Source organism: Haloterrigena sp. KLK7, from assembly GCF_037914945.1.
Classification (GTDB): Archaea; Halobacteriota; Halobacteria; order Halobacteriales; family Natrialbaceae; genus Haloterrigena; species Haloterrigena salinisoli.
Genome location: NZ_CP149787.1, coordinates 3622145 through 3640588, shown reverse-complemented (window position 1 = coordinate 3640588; position 18444 = coordinate 3622145). Strand labels below are relative to the sequence as shown.

The following is an 18444-nucleotide window of genomic DNA, read 5'->3' as shown; positions in this document are numbered from 1 at the left end:
CTACGGGCGGACGCTGTAAAAGGCCGACGTACGCCACTCGAGTGTCTCTCCTCGAGTAGAGGCGGTCTGCAGCGGACTCGAGCGTTCGATTCCCTCACTGATCGAGGCGCTGTACCGCAGGAAGCGTGAACGAGAACGTCGTCCCCTCGCCCGGGGAGGACTCCACCCAGATGTCGCCGCCGACGGACTCGCTTCGCTCGTCCGTCGAGCCCGGCCTCTCGTCGTTCGGCCGGACGCCGTGGCGCTCGACGATCCGCTCGCACAGCGCCAGTCCGATGCCCGTCCCGTCGTACTCATCGTGGGTGTGCAGGCGTTGGAACACTTCGAAGATGCGTTCCTGGTCGTCGGAATCGATGCCGATGCCCTCGTCCCGGATCGAGACGATCCACTCGGAGCCGTCGCCCTCCGCGGCGGCATCGTCACGAGAGACCGCGTCGCCGTCTCTCGGGCGACTCCGTTCCGCGCTCCGCCCACCGCGACGTTCGGCCGAGACGTGGATCCGAGGCGGCTCGTCGCCGCTGTAGGTGATCGCGTTCTCGAGCAGGTTCTGGAACACCTGCCGGAGCTGACTGACGTCGCCCTCGACGCGGGGGAGATCGCCGACGATGATCTCGGCGTCGTGCTCCTCGATCTGGAACTGGAGGTCCGATAACACGTCGTCGAAGGCGGTATCGAGGTCGACGGGTTCCAGCGGGTCCCCCCGCGTCTCGACCCGCGAATACGCGAGCAGTCCCTCGATCATCTCGCGCATTCGGTCGGCCCCGTCAACGGCGAACTCGAGGAACGTTTCGCCCTCCTCGTCGAGCGCGTTCTCGTAGCGGCTCTCGAGCAACTGGAGGTAGCTCGAGACCATCCGCAACGGCTCCTGGAGATCGTGGCTAGCGGCGTGGGCGAACTGCTCGAGCCGTTCGTTCGACGCTTCGAGTCTATCGATCACCTCTTCTAGCCGTTGCTCCCGCTGCTTGCGCTCGGTGATGTCCTGGGCCGCCCCGCGAAACGAAACGACTTCGTCGTCGACGGATTCCGGAACGCCCTGGAGTCGTAGCCAGCGCACCTCGCCGCTGGCCGCCGTCCGGAGCCGCACCTCGACGTCGAAGGGGTCGCCGGAGTCGAGGGCGGCCTCGACGGCGTCCTCGACGATCGGCTGGTCCTCCTCGTGGTACATGTCGAGCGCCTCGTCCAGCGGCGGTTCCTCGTCGCCGGGCACCTCCAGGAGTTCGAAGATGTGGCCGGTCCAGAACACGTCCTCCGTCTCCGGGTCGATTTCCCAACCGCCGACGTCCGCGATGCGCTCGGTCTTCTCGAGCAGGTCGAGCGCCCGTTCGAGTTCGCGGTCGCGTTCGACCTGGTCAGTGATGTCGCGTGTCAACGCCAGATGGGAGATCGTCCCGTCGGGGCGACGCAGCGGCGCCGCGTGCGTTTCCATGTGCCGGCGCGTGCCCTCCAGCCCGACGATGTCGAACTCCAGGGTCCCGCGTTCACCCTGACAGATCCGTTCGTTGAACTCGCGGAACCGTTCGCGGTGCTCGGGGGCGATCAGGTCGTAGATGCACTCGTCGATCACGTCCGCCTCCGAGTCGGCTCCGACCATGTATAGTCCGGCGGAATTCATCTGGAGCAGCGTGCCGTCGGCGGCGACGGTCTTGATGCATTCGGGCGCAGTCTCGACGAGTGCACTCAGGTGCTCCGTGCGCTCGCGCAGTTCCTGCTCGCGCTGGCGGCGCTCGAGTTCGTATTTCACCCACTGTCCCATCAGCCGGTGGAACGTGCGTTCAGCCTCAGAGAATCCGTCTTCGCGCGGGGTGTTCGAGACGAACCAGAACGTCCGATCGGGGGCCTCCTCGAATTCGAGATGCGAACCGAGGTACGCTCGCACGCCGAATCGCTCGTAGCACAGGGCGCCTTCGAACCCGTCGCCGATGGGATCGGTGACCGCGACCGGGTCGGTGTCGGCGTCTCCCGAGCGGGAGTCGGTGACGACCCGGCAGTAGGTCTCCGAAAGGTCGGCCCGCGCCCCGGGGACGAGGTTGTCGTGGTCGTCGCTGACCACCTCGACCTCGAACAGGTCGTCGTCCGGGTCGATCTTGGCCAGTCCGCCCAGGTCGAGGTCGAAGTGTTCACAGCCCAGTTCGAAGACTGCGTGAATTTTCTCGTCGAACGTCCATTCGGGAGTGGACGTGATCTCGTACAGTCTCCGTTGGGCCCGTTCCCATTTCCGCCGCTCGCTGACGTCGCGGACCACCGCGAGTACGACCGGACGGCCGTCGTGCTCCATCCGCGATGCGGATATCTCCGCCGGAATCCGACCTCGGTCCTTGGTGTGACAGGCGAGTTCGTCCATCCATCCGGTGCCGTCCTCGAACACCTCCTCGACGAATTCCTGGAACGCGTCGAGTTCGGCGGGATGGATGTCTGAGGGACCGAGGGCCAGCAATTCGTCGTGCGTGTAGCCGAGCATCTCCGTCGCGGCCGAGTTCGCGTCGACGATCTCGTCCGCCTCGGGGTCGACGATGAGAATGGCATCGTGACTGCTCTCGAAAATCCGCTCGAGGTACGCTTTGCGCTCCGTCAACTCCGTCTTCATCTCGGTCCGTTCCCGCAGCGTGTTCATCATGCGATCGACCTTCGCCTCCGTCTCCTCGGAGCCGAAGAACTTCTCGGGCGGCGTGTAGTAGAAGTTCTGCGAGACGGTCCCGTCGGAGACGATGTGCGGGTGGGTCTTGATGACGTCGTGGATGACCGACGACGGGAACCGCTTTCGGTTGTACTGGCACATGACGACGTAGTCGTCGTCCTGGTAGAGCGAATTGAGCGCGGCCTCGTACTCGACCAACTCGTCGGCGCTCGTCTCTCCGTCCAGTGCCCACGTCATCTCGGCGGCGGCTCTGAGTCCCGTGTAGCCGTCCACGTCCGTCGCCTGTTCGAGCGACTCCTCCCAGAACGAGAGCATCGTCGCTCGATCGAACTCGCCGGTCTGGCGGTACGTGTCCGCCGGCGTCGGGACGGAAAGCGCACCCGATTCGAGGGCGGCGTCCACGTCGATGCCGTGGTTTCGCATCGCTCGGAGGACGTCTTCCCTGGAGTTATCGTCGACGACGTACAGACAGCGTTCGCCGCGTTCGAGTCCCCGACGGATGAACGGGATCGCAGACGCGAACTGGTCTCCGCGGTCCTCGTAGATGAGTGCGAAATGGTCGTTCGAGTGGTCGTGCGTATCGCCGGGCTCGGCCCGTCCGGCGAATTCCGAGCGCTGACGTAGTTCGTCGGGGCCGCGTTCACGGCCCAGTACTCGCGGCTGAGTACTGCGCCCGCTATCGTTACTCACTGAACGGGATAGTTTACGCGGGATCATAACTCTGGTTATCGCTGAACTCGGTACTACCATCCGGTTTCCGCCTCGGTCGAAGCGCGAGCGCGGGCACTTCCCGAAGTGATTACGGCGTCTCTGCGTCCCGTGCCGCTCTCGATAGCTCCGCGACGGTTACGCCCACGGCGGGAAGGACGGGACGCCCCATCCGGTCGAATTCGAGTGAAGACGGAGTCGCCGGACGGCGGAACGTGTGAGAGCGGTTTCCAGAAAGGATGATAAACAGGAGAGGTGGACGAGCGCACATGCCCGAACGCCGAACGATCGCCGTCGCCGGAGTGACCAGCACCGGCTGTGAAACCAACGTCGAGAACGCGCTGAAGAACGTGCCCGGCGTGCGCCGCGTCGAGGCCGATCACGGCGACGAATCGGTCGAGGTCGTCGTCGATGGCGACCAGCGGATCGGCGACGCGGTGTACGACGCCGGCTACGAGTTCGTCGGGTGAGACGGCGCGAAGTGAGTTCGATCCGCTGTCGCTTCCGATTCAGTCCCGACGGACGTACTCGACGAACGCGAAGCCGTCGCGCTCGTCTCGAGCGGTCTCCTCGAACGCGTTCCGGTCCCAGTCGGGGAAGTCGGTGTCCCCGTCGGGCTCCTCGTGGACCTCGGTGACGACCAGCCGATCGAGCGCGGGCAGGAACTGCTCGTAGACCGTCGCGCCGCCGGCGACGAAGACCCGATCGGCGTCGTCGTGGCGCTCGCGAGCAGCGGTTTCCGCCTCCTCGAGCGCCGCTTCGAGACTCGCCGCGATAACCGCATTCTCGGGCGTCTCGAGGTCCCGGCTCGTCAACACGACCGTCGTCCGGCCGGGAAGCGGTTCGCCGAGCGCCTCGAGGATCCCCTCGTAGGTGACCCGGCCCATAATCACCGGATGGTCCATCGTGGTTTCCTTGAAGTGCCGCAGGTCTGCCGGGATGTGCCACGGCATGTCGCCGTCCTTCCCGATGACGCCGTTGTCGGCGACGGCGACGATGCCGACGAGTTCGCGGTCGGTCTCCGGCGGTGACGCGTCGTCCGGGGTCGTTCGGCTCATTCGGCCACTGAGAACTCGATGCCCTCGTGGGACTCGTAATCCGTCAACTGGACGTCCTCGTACGCCAGTTCGTCGATCGAGACGTCCGCCACCTCGAGCGTCGGCCGCTCGAGCGGCTCTCGCGACAGTTGCTCGAGCAGGCCCGGCACGTGATCGAGGCGTTCGTCGCCGTCGGCCTCGGCGGGGGCCTCGGACTCGAGCCACTCCTTGACCGCGAGGTAGTCCTCGCGGTCGTCGACGTCGGCCAGCCGCGACTGCAGCGCCTCGAGGTTGTCGGCGTACCACTCGCCGCGGTCGCCGCGGCCGCAGTAGACGTGCGTGTCGACGACGGTGTGAGCGAACGTGCCCGGTTCGAAGCCGGTCTGCTGGGCGATCACTTTCGTCAGGAGCGCGTAGGCCGCGATGTTGAACGGAATTCCCAGCGCGGTGTCGCCCGAACGCTGGGTCAGGTGGCAGTTCAGACGGTCGCCCTGCACGTTGAAGACGAAGGAGTAGTGACAGGGCGGCAGCGTCGAGACGGCCGCGTTGGCGGGATGCCAGGCGTTGACGACGAGTCGGCGCGAGTTGGGCGAATCCGAGAGCGTGTCGATGACGTACTGGAGCTGATCGAACGTCTTCCGACCCTCGTCCTCGACGGTGACCCACTGGTGGGCCTCGTCGGGCCAGGACTCGCCCTCGAGTTGCGCCTCGTCTTCCGGGATCGGAAATCGACGCCAGAACCGGCCGTAGGCGGTGTCGAGCCGACCCTCCTCGTCGGCCCACGCGTCCCAGATCTTGGTCTCCTCGCGGAGGTCGCGAATGTGTTCCTCGCCGGAGAGATACCAGCAGACTTCGTGGAGCATCGAGTTCCAGCGGTAGCCGTCCATCTGCTTCGTGGTCAGCAGGGGATAGCCGTCCTGAAGATCGACCTCGTAGTGCTCGCTGAACGACGAAATCGTGTCGACGCCGGTCCGGTTGGGCTTGTAGGTGCCTTCGGAGAGGACCGTGTCGACTAGCTCGAGGTACTGTCGCATTGGGAGTGACGTTCAGACCGGGCGAAGTTATCGGTATCGGTCCCGCGTATCGCGTCCGTCGCGAGACGGAGAACGGCTCACCGCCGCTCGATTCGGCCAGCCAGGATCACTGCGAGCGTTCACCTCACACCCACTGTGAAGCCGGCTGCGGGTTTTAGTGGATGCACGTCGGGCTAGCCGGTTGTGGCGCTCGATGGTCTCGCTCACGACGAGCGGACGAACGCCGTCGTCGGCTGGCTACTGCTCGGTATCGTGGCCGTCGATGCGATCGAAAATCTCCTTCGGGACGTCCCTCTGTGGGGCGGGTTCGAGCTCTTCGTCGTCGCCGTCGCATCGGTGCCGGCGTTGGTGACCCGCGAGTGGACGGCGATGGTCCCGTGGCCGATCCTCTCGATCACCGCGTTCGCGGTGCTCGCCGGGACGGCCGTCGTTCCGTTCGAAACGACCGTCTATCTCGCCATCGCGTCGCTCGCCTTCGTCGTGGTCGTCGAACTCGAGGCGTTTACGTCGGTGCGACTGAGCTCTCGGTTCGCGGTCGGCTTCGCCGTGCTGACGACGCTCGCACTGCAGGCGCTGTGGACGATCGCGCAGTTCTACTCCGACGCGTGGCTCGGGACCGACTTCCTGCGCACGCAGACGGAGCTCCAGTGGGACTTCGTCGTCGTCACGGCCGTCGGACTCGTGCTGGGGGCGATCTTCCAGTGGTATTTCGTTCGATTCGAATCGGTCGACACCGCCGGCGAGCGAACGAACGGGACGGGATCGCGATGACGCTCAGCGATCGGCTGGGGCTGTCCGATTCTCAGGAGCGACTCGCCGTTCGGCTCCTCCAGTTCGCGTTGGCCGGGCTCGTCGGGTACGGACTGGTGACGATGCGGTTCGCCATCGCCGCGACCGGCGGGTTCGCGCTCGCGATCACGCTCCTGCCGGCGGCGTTGCGCCGGGAGTACGGCTACTCGATGGACGTCGGCCTGGTCCTCTGGATCACCGTCGCCATGATCCTCCACACCGTCGGCTCGCTCTGGCTGTACGAGTGGTTCCAGTGGTACGACGAGATCACGCACACGGTCTCGGCGACGATCATCGCGGGGATCGGCTACGCCTCGTTTCGGGCGTTCGAGTTGCACTCCGACGACATCGATGTCCCGCCGGCGTTCCGAGCGGTGTTCATCGTCGTCTTCGTCCTCGCGGCCGGCGTCGTCTGGGAAGTGCTGGAGTTCGCCCTCGGCGGGGTCGTCACCGTCTACGGCCTCGACGACATCGTCACCGATTTCGTCTTCAATGCGGTCGGGGCGGTGATCATGGCGGTCTGGGGGACCGGTTATGTCGGCGGTCTCGTCGGGTTCTTCCGCCGCCGGCTACGGTCCGATGCCGAGGGCTAGGCGAGCCACCGACGGCGGACCGCTCCACTTTCGCTCCGGTGTCCAAACCCTCTTTGTCGCCGCCCGCCTCCCGACCACCAATGACCGCTCGAGCGGGCGTCCGCCTCCTCGCCCTCCCGCCCTCGGCGCTGGCCGACCGCCCCGTCGCGACCCTCGAGGACATCGATCGAACCCTCGAGCCCGACGCCGTCTGGGTGCTCGGCCCGGCCCGCGAGCCGCAGTCGTTCGCCCGAGCGCGTGGGGCGTTCGACGCGCCGGCGTTCCATCCGCCGCTCGAGACCGGCGAGAACGAGCCGATCCATCGACGTGTGATCGGTGCGGACGACGGGATCGAACTCGAGATCGCCGTCGCCCAGAGCCTCCGTGCGCTTCGAGCGTCGCCCGAGGCTGCCTCGAGCGCGCTTCGGGACGGCGACGTCACCGCGCTCGTCTGCGACGACGTGACGACGACCGTGCGGCCGACGGCCCTCGAGACGCGCCTCGAGGGCGCAGAAACGCTCGCGGCCGTGCTCCCGACCGACTGCGCGACGACCGTCCTGACGGGCGCCGAACCCGCCGAATACGACGAACTGTGGCACCTCGAGCCCGATACCGGCGCGGTCCGCGGCGTCGACCACGAACTACGCGCCGAGGTCGGACCGCTCGACGAGGACTGCGTCTCCGTCCGCGTCCGGGGCGCCGGTCCCGTCGAGGGGTACGGCCGCTCCCGATCGATCGCCGTGCTCACGCTCACCGCCGACGGCGTCGAGCGCGTCGAGACGCACGACGTGACCGACTTCGGCCTCGAGGCGGTCACCGGAATCGGACCGAAGACCGCGGAGCGACTCGCAGAGCGCGGCGTGACGACGCGCGAAGAGCTGCTCGAGACGCCCGTCGAGACGCTCGCGGGGCTGCCGGGCGTCGGTCGCGACGGCGCTCGGACGATGCACGAGCACGCGACGGTGCTCGAGACCGGCGAGCCCCGTCGGCTCACCGACGAGTCGCTGCCGGGCGTCGACTGGTCGACGCCGCCGCTGTGCGTCGACATCGAGACCGACGGCCTCTCGCCGACGATCATCTGGCAGATCGGCGTCTACGATCCCGTCGCGGACACCTACCGGGCGTTCGTCGAGACGGAGGATCCGAGCGATCCGGCGTCGGTGCTCGAGGCCTTCTGTGACTGGCTGCTGGGGATGCACCCGAACCGCGCCCTGCTCACGTGGAACGGCTGGGGATTCGACTACCGGCATCTGGGCGCATTCGTCGCGAAGCACGTCCCCTACTACGTCGACGAGTGGGAGTCGATCCCCAAGTTCGACCTCTACCTCTGGGCCGTGCGAAACGAGCACGCCCTGCTGCCGGGGCGGACGAACAAGCTCGAGGCCGTCGCCGACGCGCTCGGTTACGACGGCGCGCGGACGGGCCTCGACGGGGCCCAGACCGCGGCGGCCTACCAGCGGTTCATGCGCACGGGCGAGCCGCTCGAGTGGGACCGCCACGAGGCCTACTGCGAGGACGACTGCCGAGCGCTCTGGCACGTCTACGAGCGCCTGCGGGAGACGCCGACGGCGTCGGCCTCGAGTCGGACCGACTCGAGCGGATCGGCCGCGGCGTCTTCACCCGCGAGCGCGAGCGCATCGGACTCCGAGGCGTCTGGAACCGAGACCGAAACGTCTGGAACTGAGACGACGGACAGAACGGCGACGCAACGCGACGCGAGCGCCGGCAGCGATAGCAGCGACGGCGAGCAAACCGGACTGAGCGATTTCTAACCCATGAGCAGCGAACACGACTCCGAGCGGGACGTGCCGGTCACCGGCGACGAACTGGTCGACACCTTTCCCGGCTACCGGGCCGAAGACGACGTCACCGTCCTCGAGCGGCCCGGCCGCGAGGCGTCGACGGTCCCCAACGAGCGCGTTCTCCGGACCGAACTCGCGGGGCCGCTCGAGCACGACCTCTACTCGCATCAGGCCGAGGCCCTCGAGGCGCTGGCCCGCGACGAGAACGTCTGCGTCGCGACGAGCACCTCCTCGGGGAAGACCCGGATCTACGCGCTCCAGATCGCCAGGAACTACCTCGAGGCCCGCGCCCGAAACGAGGACGCCACGGCGTACGTCCTCTATCCGACGAAGGCGCTCTCGCGGGACCAGGAGCGGGAGCTGAACGACCTCTTCGACGATCTGGGGCTCGAGATCACGGTGCGAGTCTACGACGGCGACACCGAGCGCGGACGGAATCGCAAACGGATCCGCGAGGAGGCCGACGTCATCATCTCGAACTTCGCGGGCGTGAACACCTACCTCCACGACCACGACCGCTGGGCGCGGTTCCTCTCGGCCTGCGACCTCGTGGTGATCGACGAGTCCCACACCTACACGGGCGTCCACGGGATGCACGTCGCCTGGATCGTCCGCCGGCTGAAGCGCGTCCTCGGCTACTACGACGCTGACCCGCAGTTCGTCCTCACGAGCGCGACGATCGGCAACCCCGCCGAGCACTCGTCGGCGCTGATCGACGAGTCGGTGACCGTCGTCGACGACGACGGCTCGCCGACCGGGCCGCGGGATCTGGTGTTGTGGAACCCCCCACCGCGAGGACGGGAGAACACGGACGACGAACGCGACGAATGGGGCGAGAGCGGCGAGGCACAAAAAGAGGACGCGCCCGCCATCGTCGAGCGCGTCCCCGCCACCGTCGAGGCCCCGCGAATGCTCTCGCATCTCACCTACCACGACGCCCAGACGCTGCTCTTCACGCCCTCGAGGAAGCTCGCCGAACTCTCGGTCAAGCGGGCGTCGAAACACCGCCACGACAACCGCCGCTACTACACGAATCCGGACCGCGGGAGCGCGATCGAGCCCTACCACGCCGGCCACTCGCGCAAGAAGCGCCACGGGACAGAACACCAGCTCAAGACCGGCGTGTTAGACGGCGTCGCATCGACGAACGCCTTAGAGCTGGGGATCAACATCGGCGAGATGGACGCGACGGTCCAGTTGGGTTATCCCGGCCAGCGCCAGTCGTTCTGGCAGCAGATCGGCCGCGCCGGCCGCGGGACGAAACGGGCCCTGTCGGTGCTCGTCGCCGAACACCGCACGCTCGACCAGTACGTCGTGAACAACCCGGACTACCTGCTCGAGTCCGACGTCGAGGACGCGGTCGTCGACGTGGACAACGACGCGGTCTTCGCCCAGCACCTGCGCTGTGCGGCCGACGAACTCGCCGTCGACGAGTCGGACGTGGGGACGCTCGCCGACCGCGAGCGCCTCGAGCGGGCGATCGAGATGTGGCGACGCGCGGGCCAGTTGCGGGGGCGCCTCGAGACCGGCGTCTCCTACGTGGGACCGCCGCGGCCCCAGCAGACGATTTCGCTGTACGCGACGACGGGCGAGGAGTACGAGGTCGACCTCGCCGACGGCGTCGACGAGCGCCACGACCCGGGAATGGAGCCGCTGGCGAGGGAACGAGTGCTGCGGGACTTCCACGAGGGCGCGGTTCGGCTGCATCAGGGCCAGCAGTACGAGGTGACGGCCGTCGACCACGACGCGCCCCGACCCTCGGTGACCGTCCGACCGACGGACGTCGACTACTACACGCGGACGCGAACCGACGTGACGGTCCTCGACGCGGTCTCCGAGGAGTCCCGCGAGATCGGCGACTTCACGCTGCACTTCGGCCGCGGTCGGGTGCTCGTGTATCACGGCAGCTACGACAAGGTCGCCGTCCACGGCGGGAAACGCAAGGAGCAGGGGATCTCCACGGAAAACCCGCCGCTCGAGATGGAGACCCAACTGTGCTGGCTCGAGGTGCCCCAGCGGATCGAGACCGCGCTGATCGAGAAGTACCGAGACTTCGAGGTGCCCGAACTCGAGGACGGGCTGGCGGGAACGGCGCACCTCGGCTACGCGGGCGGGCTCCACGCCGCCGAGCACGCCACCATCGGCGTCGCTCCGCTCGAGTTGATGGTCGACAAGCGCGATCTGGGCGGGCTGGCGACGCTGACCATCGACTCGCATCTCGATCAGGAGGCAGACGCAGATGCGGACGCGGGCTCGCAGTTCGGAACCGCGGGCAGTCCGGGAGGAGACGGCGCGCCGCGAAACATCGCCGCGGCCGAGGCCACGGTCCGGGAGATCGCGAACGGCCTCGAGCGCACCCCCGCCAGCGGCTGGTTCATCTACGACGGCATCGAGGGCGGCCTGGGCTTCGCGCGGGCGATCTACGAGAACTACGAGGCCGTCGCCGAGCGCGCTCGCGAACTCATCGCGGACTGCGACTGCGGCAACGTCGACGGCTGTCCGGCCTGCGTGATGGACGACCAGTGTGGCAACGACAATCAGCCGCTACACCGCGACGCGGCCGTGGACGTGCTCGATCAATTGCTGGGTAACGAGGGCGAGGCCGCGCTCGAGGCGTACCTTCCCGATGAGGAGCACGGTGGGGATCGACGGCCGCCGCTGTTCTACGCGTGAGATCCGATCAGGTAAATTATGTTACCTCAGTCACAGTATCGGAGTATGTCCGCCCTCCGATCCGCGGTTCTCGACTGGGACGCGGACCGCATCGCTACGTTCCTCGTCTCCATCGGAGCGGGGCAGCTGGCGGTACGTGTCGCTGACGGACTGCTCGCCCAGTTGGGAGCGGTCGTTCTGTTCGCCGTCGTCCTCATGCTTCCGTGGGAGGGCGCGAAACGGCTCGCCGAGCGGTTGCGAGCGGAGTGAACGGCGGCCGGCTCGGGACCGGTCCGCTCGGCCCGGTTCTGCGTCGACACGCACAGCGGCCTCGCTCCCTTCGAGTGCGGATCGAAACCTCGAGGAGCGAGACCACGACTCGACATCGCTCACTCGGGGCTCGGATACGCCAGTCTCCAGAGTCCCCACGGAACCGCCAGCGAAAACGGGAGGAGAAACGCGAGCGGGACCAGCGAGATAACCGACACCCACGGCCTGTACCAGAGGATGAGAGCCCCGGCGAGTCCGACGCCGAGAACGACAGCGGGCCCTGCGAGCCGTCGATCGATCGGCTCCAGGTCCGTCGTCCGCAGCCGTAATTCGAACGCGGAGACGAACACGTCGGGATCCGCCACGGGCCCGAGGTCCCGCTGGAACTCGTCGTCGCCCCATCCCAGCGTGACGTCGAAGGTCCGCGTCCCGAGGAGGTGATCCGGGAGGTTATCGCGGACGACCGCGACGTCCCGGATCTCGTGGAGCGGGACGGACCACTGCGGCTCGTCGACCCACGTATCGTACGCGACGAGTCGGTCCTCGTACCGTCGGTACTCGAGCGGGCCGTATCTGAGAACCGTCTCCAGAAACTCCGTCGCGGGCAGCATCAGGAGCAGGAACCGTACGCGACGCCGGTGCCGATCACGATCGACAGGGGAGCGTCGTCACCGGCGAACACCGCGAGCACGACGACCCACGAGATCACGATCCACGGGGCGAAGAAGACGGCTCCGAACAGCGTCTTCTGTGCGGCGGTGTACAGAACGGAGGTGTCGTCGGTCGATATGCGAGCGTCGGGATCGCCGTCGGGTACCGCCGGCGGCTCACCCGGCTCCGTCGGATCGTCGGGACCGGCGAGCCAACCGGTGAGTCGTCCCGGTTCGCCGTGGTCGGCGCGAAAGGACGCCCAGTCGACGAGCACCTTACCGAGGACGAATCCGCCGAGGAGAGCCGTCCCGCCGGCGTTCTCGGGACTCGGGACCACCATGAGGACGAAGACCAGAAAGAGCGTCTGACCGATGTGCGCCTCAACGACCTCGTAGGCGGAGACCGTCTCGTAGCGGCCGCCGCGGAGGTAGTCGCGCCACACGTCGGCCGAGTAGGCGGCCACCAGCGCGACGACGCTGACTACCACCTCCGGTCGCCGGAGTACGTCTGCGACGGGAACGACCTCGCTCAGGACGGTCGCGATGGCGATCGAGACCCACGCGAACCCGAAGAAGACGGTCCTGACGAACGGCACGTTCCGCGGATAGACCGGCGGGAGCCACGACACCGGTTTCGCGCTACCGCGTCGCTGCTTCAGTTCGTCCGAGATAGTGGGTTCCTCGTCCTCGCCGTCGCCGTCGTCCCATTTCGGGGGCTGCTGGGCGAACAACGCCTTCGCCGCCGTGAGCGGAAACGACAGGAACACCTCGAGCGCGTAGACCGTCACCAGCGTCGCCGCGTCCCAGCCGAACGCGAGGACGCCAGCGAGCGGAAGCAGGTTCGCGACGAGGGTGGGAGCGAACCCGATCCAGGAGGAGGAGCGCTCGAGGGTTCGGGGCGTGACCATCGGCTACGGCGTTCGTGTTCCTCGCCACATCTTATAATACTGTTGAACTTTTGGGCGAAACCGGTATCGCTCGGGCGAACGCGACCGCGGTAGCCACGACCGTGCATACTTTCGGCTCGCGGAAAGAGCAACGCTTACAGGTTCGTGCGTCCCGCTATCGACCATGCGAGAGAACGTGCTCCTGATCGGCGGCGGTGGCCGCGAACACGCCATCGCTCGCGCGCTCGAGGACAGCGAGGCCGACCTCTACGCCTGCGCGGGGAACCGCAATCCGGGCATCGCGGAGATCGCGACCGACTTCGAGACGCTCGAGACGACCAATCCGAAGGCCGTCGTCGACTACGCCGAGGACGTCGGCGCGACGATCGCCGTCATCGGGCCCGAATCGCCGCTGGAAGCCGGCGTCGCGGACGAACTCGAGGCCGCGGGCGTCTACGCCTTCGGACCGAAGGAGGAGGACGCCCGGATCGAGACGGACAAGGCGTTCCAGCGGCGGTTCATGGAGGAGAACGACGTCCCGGGCTGTCCGGACTTCGAGACGTTCGACGACATGGACGCGGCCTGCGACTTCATCGACGACTACGACGGCGATCTGGCGATCAAGCCCGCCGGCCTCACCGGCGGGAAGGGCGTGAAGGTCATCGGCGATCAGGTGACCGCCGAGGAGGGCAAGGAGTACATCCGCGAGTCCGACTACGATCGGATTGTCCTCGAGGAACGACTGGTCGGCGAGGAGTTCACGATCCAGGCGTTCGTCGCCAACGGCGCGTTCGAGACCTCCCCCGCCGTGCAAGACCACAAGCGCGCCTACGAGGGCGACGAGGGCCCGAACACGGGCGGAATGGGCAGTTACTCCGACGCGACCGACGAACTGCCGTTCATGACCGAGGAGGACTACGACGAGGCCGTCTCGATCATCGAGGCCACCGTCGACGCCCTCGAGGACTATCGCGGGATCCTCTACGGCCAGTTCATGCTGACCAGCGAGGGGCCGAAGGTCGTCGAGTTCAACGCCCGCTTCGGCGACCCCGAGGCGATGAACACCCTGCCCGTCCTCGAGACGGACTTCCTCGACGTGCTCACCGCAGCTCGCGACGGCGAGGCGCCGCCGGGGCTCGACTTCGCCTCCCAGGCGACGGTCTGTAAGTACGCCGTGCCGGAGGGCTACCCGACGGACCCCGAGGCCGGCGCGAAGGTGCAAGTCGACGAGGACAGCGCCGGCGACGCCCTGCTGTTCTACGCCAGCGTGGACGAGCGCGACGACGGCATCTACACGACCACGTCGCGCGCGTTCGCCCTCGTGGGCGTCGCCGACTCGATCGAAGAGGCCGAGAAAATCGCGGAGGACGCCCTCGAGGTCGCGGGCGACGAGGGACTCCACGTGCGCCACGACATCGGCAAACCCGATCTCGTCCAGCAGCGAATCGATCACGTGAACGAGATCCGCGGGGAGTAACTCGCGGACTGTCGCGCGCGGTCCCTCGATCGGATCGCCTCTCTGAGGGTCGGGAGATCGGAACGCCGACGCACGCGCGATCGGCGAAACGGCGTCGGCTACGGTCCTACGTCTGCTGATCCTGTCCGCCGGTGAATTCCTCGGTCTCGTCCGACACCGACGACTGGACGTCGTCCGTATCGACGGGCGATCCCAGTTCGTCCTGGTTGATCGCGTCGTCGAGCGTCTGCGTGTCGGTTACGGCCTGCAGGCCGTCCTCCTCGACGGCCGATTTGATCGACTCGGCGTCGATGGCCGAATCGAGCGTCGCGTCGTCGGCGTTCGTCTGCGATTTCAGCGCGCGGCGAACGGCGACGTATCCAGCCAGGACGATCCCGCCCGACGCGATTGCGCCCGGAATGCCGTACCGTTTGTACCCGAACTTCACCGCTTTCTTGCCGACCGTGAATGCGCCGATCATCGTAGACCGTGTTCGCACGGACGGCGGAAGTGCAGCGGGCTTTCGTACGACGACGTGTGTCGTACCGCGCTCGCGTCGTCGTCACTCGAGTCGCGACTCGGCGTCCGCCACCGCCTCGAGCAGCAGTTTCGCCCCCAGATCGATCTCCCGTTCGGTGACGGAAAGCGGCGGCAGCAGGCGCAGCGTCTTGTGGCCACAGCCCAGCGTGAGTAGCCCGCGCTCGAAGGCCGCCTCGATGACGGCCTCGCGGCGCTCCTTGGTATCGAACTCGACGGCGAGCATCAGTCCGCGCCCCCGGACCTCGAGGGCGCCGGGTGCGTCGCCGTCCGCGATGGCGTCCTCGAGTCGCTCCCGCAACTGCCGGCCGCGCTCGCGGGCGTTGGCCAGCAGATTCCGCTCGTGGATGGTATCGATCGTCAGCACGCCCTGCAGCGAGGCGATGACGTCGCCGGCGCCCCACGTCGAGGAGAGCCGGCTCTTCTCGGCGGGGAACACGTCCGACCGGGAGATCGTCGCGCCGACGCGCAGCCCCTTCCCGGCGGTGATGACGTCCGGCGTGAGATCGAGGTGGTCGACTGCCCACAGCTCGCCCGTCCGCCCGATTCCGGACTGGATCTCGTCGGCGACAATCTTCAGGTCGTACCGCTCGCGCAGTTCTTCGAGGTCGCGGGCGAACTCGGGGTGGGCGACCCGGTAGCCGCCCTCGCCCTGGATCGGCTCGAGGACGAGGTAGGCGACTTCCTCGGGGTCGATCACGCCGCGCTCGGGGTGGAGTTTGTCCGCGACGACGTTCCCGCCGGGGCCGTCGGTGCGCCAGCGGCGCTCGTACTCCGCGTCGGTCGAGGGATAGGGAACGCTGACGACGCCCGGAATTTCGGGGTAACCCCGGCGGTGGACGGCCTTCGATCGATTCAGGGAGAGCGCGCCCAGCGTGCGGCCGTGGAAGGCGCCGTCGAAGGTGAACGCGCGGTGGCCGCCCGCGGCGTAGCAGATCTTGATGGCGTTCTCGACGGCCTCGGCGCCGGAGTTCGACAGGAAGACCCGATCCATGTCGTAGTGGTCGGTCATCGCGACCAACCGGTCCATCAGCTGCGTCGGGCCCGGAAAGTCGGGATCGTCGGGCGAGCCGCCGCCGCTGACGTAGAAGTCCTGGCCGGCGATCTTCAGCGGATCGACGAGGTCGAACGCCTCGAGTTTCTCGCGGATCGCGGGGTGGTTGTACCCCAGCGGGGCCGCGGCGACGTGACTCGTGAAGTCCAGCAGGACGTTGCCGTCGACGTCGGTACAGAACGGGCCGACGGCTTCGGCGGTCGCGTCCCAGACGAACTCGTAGACGTACGTGCTCGGTGCGGCGAACTCGTGGTGGTAGTCGACCCACTGCCTGGCGCGCTCGTCGGGAATCGTTCCGACCTGCGGTTCGACCGTATCGCGGTCCATACCGTGTGTTATCACCCGCATGTGAAATAATCGCCGACGAGAGGCAGCGATACGAGAACGAATCGCCCACCGCCGACGGGTCGTCTACGAGCAGCGGCTACTCTCCGTTCGCCGATCGACGATCGCCCGTTCCACGGCTCACGACGGCTGAATCCCCAGGGTAGTGTATTATGCTACCACACCGCATAGATACGCGTGGTGTGGGAGACAATGGCAGAAACGACACCGGATCCGAAAGGGCTCGCGGAAGAATACGCGGCGATCTGGAACGAGCAGGAGTTCTCGCGGCTGTCGGACGTCGTCGCCGACTCGTTCACGTTCACGTCGCCGACCAGCGGGACGATCGAGGGACGAGAGAACCTCGAAGCGTACGCGAGAGAGACCCTAGAGGCGTTTCCGGACTTCGAGATCACCGTTCACGAAATGCTCGCCGGAGAGGACCTCGTGATGGCGGAGGGGACGCTCTCGGGCACCCACGAGGGGGAGTTCGACGGGATCCCACCGACCCACGAGACGTTCGAAGTCCGAGACATGGCGCGGTTCGTCGTCGAAGGCGGGAAACTGCAGGAGGAGCGGGCGTTCTTCGACCGACACGAACTCTTCGAACAACTCGGTCTTCTCGAGGAGTGACGCCGCATCCTCTCTCGCTTTTTCCCCTCAGACGACAATCGTGACCGTCGCGACCGCGCCGCCGAGCAGCAACAGGCCGCTGTAGGCCGCGACCTGATTGCGGAAGCCGTCGTTCGAGGACGTCGACGCGAGCAGGGCCTTGACGACGATGCTCGAGACCGTCGCGAGCAGGATGGCGATCGTCGCCTCCGCCGGCCCCAGTTGGCCGCCGCGATAGAGGACGACCGCCGAGGTGGTCGCGCCGGCGCTCGAGACGAACCCGCTGGCGACGGCGGTGGCGTAGAAGCCCAGCGTCCCGAACCAGGTCTCGGCCAGCGACCCGAAGACGAGCACGACGAGGAAGACGGCGCCGAACGCGAGCGCGTTCTTCATGGAGAAGGGGTTCTCGAGGTCGATCGGGCCGGACTCGTCCCAGTCGGCGGTCCAGGCGGCGACGGCGAACGCGACCAGGATGACCGCTCCCAGCGGGACGATCGCCTCGAGGAGGACGGGACTCCCGCTGCCGACGGTGAACCCGACGGCGATGGCGAGGTTGCGCGCGGCCATCGCGGCGTTTGCCAACAGGATCGCCGCGACGGCGTACGAGGCGGCCTCGGGGCGCTGGTTGACGTGGTCGAGCATCGTCCCGACGACGGCCGTCGACGAGGCCAGCCCGCCGAAGAACCCGGTCACGGCGATGCCGCGGCCGCCGTACGTCGAGACGATCGCGTAGTTGGCGATACCGATGCCGGCGACCGCGACGACCATCAGCCAGATCACCTGCGGCTCGAGCGGAATCGCGATGCCGCCGACGTCGACGGTCACCTCGGCGGGCAACACCGGGTAGATGACGAACGCGAGGATGGCGAACTCGATCGACGAGCGCACCTCCTCGTGGGAGAGCCCCCACGCGAACTCGTGGAGTTCGCGCTTTAAGACCAGCAGGAGCGACGAGAGGACGGCGACGGTGACCCCTTCGATGATGAAGCCGGCGGCGACCAGCACGCCGACGCCGTAGGCGACGAGCATCGAGACCGAGGTGGTCAGCGAGAGGCCGGCGTCGTCCTCGCTCAACAGCCCTTGGACCGCCAGCAGAACGCCCTGCACGATCACGAGCAGGCCGCCGAGAACCAGGAGGGTCTCGCCGACCTCGCTCTCGAAGACCAGGATGGTAAAGACCGCCCCGAGGAGGCTGATCAGCGAGAACGTCCGGATCCCGGCCGACTTCTGGGACCACTCGCGCTCGAGGCCGAGGAACATCCCCAGGGCCCCGGCCAGCGCGATCCGAACGACCGTCTCGTCCAGCGGCGCATCGCCGATCTGCAACGCGATCTCGTTCACTGTCGCTCGTTCACGGCGAATTACCATAAACGGCGCGCTAGCGACCGTCGCGAACGCGTCCTCGGGAGACGAACGGCAGAAGCG

Annotated in this window: 16 protein-coding genes; 8 read left to right on the top strand and 8 right to left on the bottom strand. The window is 67.2% G+C overall.

The window, feature by feature from the left end:
• Positions 1–94 precede the first annotated feature (94 nt).
• Positions 95–3325 carry an MEDS domain-containing protein gene (locus WD430_RS18015; RefSeq protein WP_339103801.1) on the bottom strand — a complete coding sequence of 1077 codons (3231 nt, stop codon included), beginning with the start codon at positions 3323–3325 and terminating at the stop codon, positions 95–97.
• A gap of 287 nt (positions 3326–3612) precedes the next feature.
• Between WD430_RS18015 and WD430_RS18010 the strand changes: the two genes are divergently transcribed.
• Complete coding sequence (locus tag WD430_RS18010; protein ID WP_339103800.1) at positions 3613–3813, top strand: heavy metal-associated domain-containing protein; 201 nt, start codon at positions 3613–3615, stop codon at positions 3811–3813.
• A gap of 39 nt (positions 3814–3852) precedes the next feature.
• Here WD430_RS18010 and WD430_RS18005 read toward each other — a convergent pair whose 3' ends face one another.
• Positions 3853–4401, bottom strand: a complete 549-nt coding sequence (locus WD430_RS18005) for a dihydrofolate reductase (RefSeq protein WP_339103799.1) — start codon at positions 4399–4401, stop codon at positions 3853–3855.
• Positions 4398–5414, bottom strand: a complete 1017-nt coding sequence (thyA, locus tag WD430_RS18000; RefSeq protein WP_339103798.1) for a thymidylate synthase — start codon at positions 5412–5414, stop codon at positions 4398–4400. Before thyA ends, WD430_RS18005 begins: the two co-directional genes overlap by 4 nt.
• Positions 5415–5597: 183 nt before the next feature.
• On the opposite strand from thyA, the gene WD430_RS17995 reads away from it, so the two are divergent.
• The 5 genes from WD430_RS17995 to WD430_RS17975 all read left to right on the top strand — a co-directional run bounded on the left by WD430_RS17995 (position 5598) and on the right by WD430_RS17975 (position 11499).
• A complete protein-coding gene (locus WD430_RS17995) occupies positions 5598–6185 on the top strand; it encodes a hypothetical protein (protein WP_339103797.1) in 588 nt (195 codons plus the stop codon).
• The gene (locus tag WD430_RS17990; protein WP_339103796.1) at positions 6182–6796 is read left to right on the top strand and encodes a hypothetical protein; all 615 of its coding nucleotides are present in this window, start codon (positions 6182–6184) and stop codon (positions 6794–6796) included. The genes WD430_RS17995 and WD430_RS17990 overlap by 4 nt, the downstream gene beginning before the upstream one ends.
• An 80-nt stretch (positions 6797–6876) precedes the next feature.
• Positions 6877–8547, top strand: a complete 1671-nt coding sequence (locus WD430_RS17985; RefSeq protein WP_339103795.1) for a ribonuclease H-like domain-containing protein — start codon at positions 6877–6879, stop codon at positions 8545–8547.
• Positions 8548–8550: 3 nt separating this feature from the next.
• Positions 8551–11250: a DEAD/DEAH box helicase gene (locus WD430_RS17980; RefSeq protein ID WP_339103794.1), complete on the top strand. Its 2700-nt coding sequence runs from the start codon at positions 8551–8553 to the stop codon at positions 11248–11250.
• A 45-nt stretch (positions 11251–11295) separates the two neighbouring features.
• A complete protein-coding gene (locus WD430_RS17975) occupies positions 11296–11499 on the top strand; it encodes a hypothetical protein (RefSeq protein WP_339103793.1) in 204 nt (67 codons plus the stop codon).
• 119 nt (positions 11500–11618) lie between these two features.
• Here WD430_RS17975 and WD430_RS17970 read toward each other — a convergent pair whose 3' ends face one another.
• Together WD430_RS17970 and WD430_RS17965 are read right to left on the bottom strand one after the other, a co-directional pair.
• Positions 11619–12110 carry a hypothetical protein gene (locus WD430_RS17970; protein ID WP_339103792.1) on the bottom strand — a complete coding sequence of 164 codons (492 nt, stop codon included), beginning with the start codon at positions 12108–12110 and terminating at the stop codon, positions 11619–11621.
• Complete coding sequence (locus tag WD430_RS17965) at positions 12110–13057, bottom strand: DUF6498-containing protein (RefSeq protein ID WP_339103791.1); 948 nt, start codon at positions 13055–13057, stop codon at positions 12110–12112. Before WD430_RS17965 ends, WD430_RS17970 begins: the two co-directional genes overlap by 1 nt.
• 163 nt (positions 13058–13220) lie before the next feature.
• Here WD430_RS17965 and purD point away from each other — a divergent pair, with 163 nt between their 5' ends.
• Positions 13221–14513, top strand: coding sequence for a phosphoribosylamine--glycine ligase (gene purD / locus WD430_RS17960; RefSeq protein WP_339103790.1), 1293 nt, complete (start codon positions 13221–13223; stop codon positions 14511–14513).
• 106 nt (positions 14514–14619) lie between these two features.
• Here the strand turns inward: purD and WD430_RS17955 are convergent, their stop codons facing one another.
• Both WD430_RS17955 and WD430_RS17950 read right to left on the bottom strand, forming a co-directional pair.
• Complete coding sequence (locus tag WD430_RS17955) at positions 14620–14973, bottom strand: hypothetical protein (protein ID WP_339103789.1); 354 nt, start codon at positions 14971–14973, stop codon at positions 14620–14622.
• 81 nt (positions 14974–15054) lie between these two features.
• Positions 15055–16410: an aminotransferase class III-fold pyridoxal phosphate-dependent enzyme gene (locus WD430_RS17950; RefSeq protein ID WP_339103788.1), complete on the bottom strand. Its 1356-nt coding sequence runs from the start codon at positions 16408–16410 to the stop codon at positions 15055–15057.
• A 210-nt stretch (positions 16411–16620) separates the two neighbouring features.
• Here WD430_RS17950 and WD430_RS17945 point away from each other — a divergent pair, with 210 nt between their 5' ends.
• Positions 16621–17040, top strand: coding sequence for an ester cyclase (locus WD430_RS17945; protein ID WP_339103787.1), 420 nt, complete (start codon positions 16621–16623; stop codon positions 17038–17040).
• A gap of 27 nt (positions 17041–17067) precedes the next feature.
• On the opposite strand, the gene WD430_RS17940 is transcribed toward WD430_RS17945, so the two are convergent.
• Entirely contained in the window at positions 17068–18360 is a 1293-nt protein-coding gene (locus tag WD430_RS17940) for a DUF4010 domain-containing protein (RefSeq protein WP_339103786.1), read from the bottom strand.
• Positions 18361–18444 lie beyond the last annotated feature (84 nt).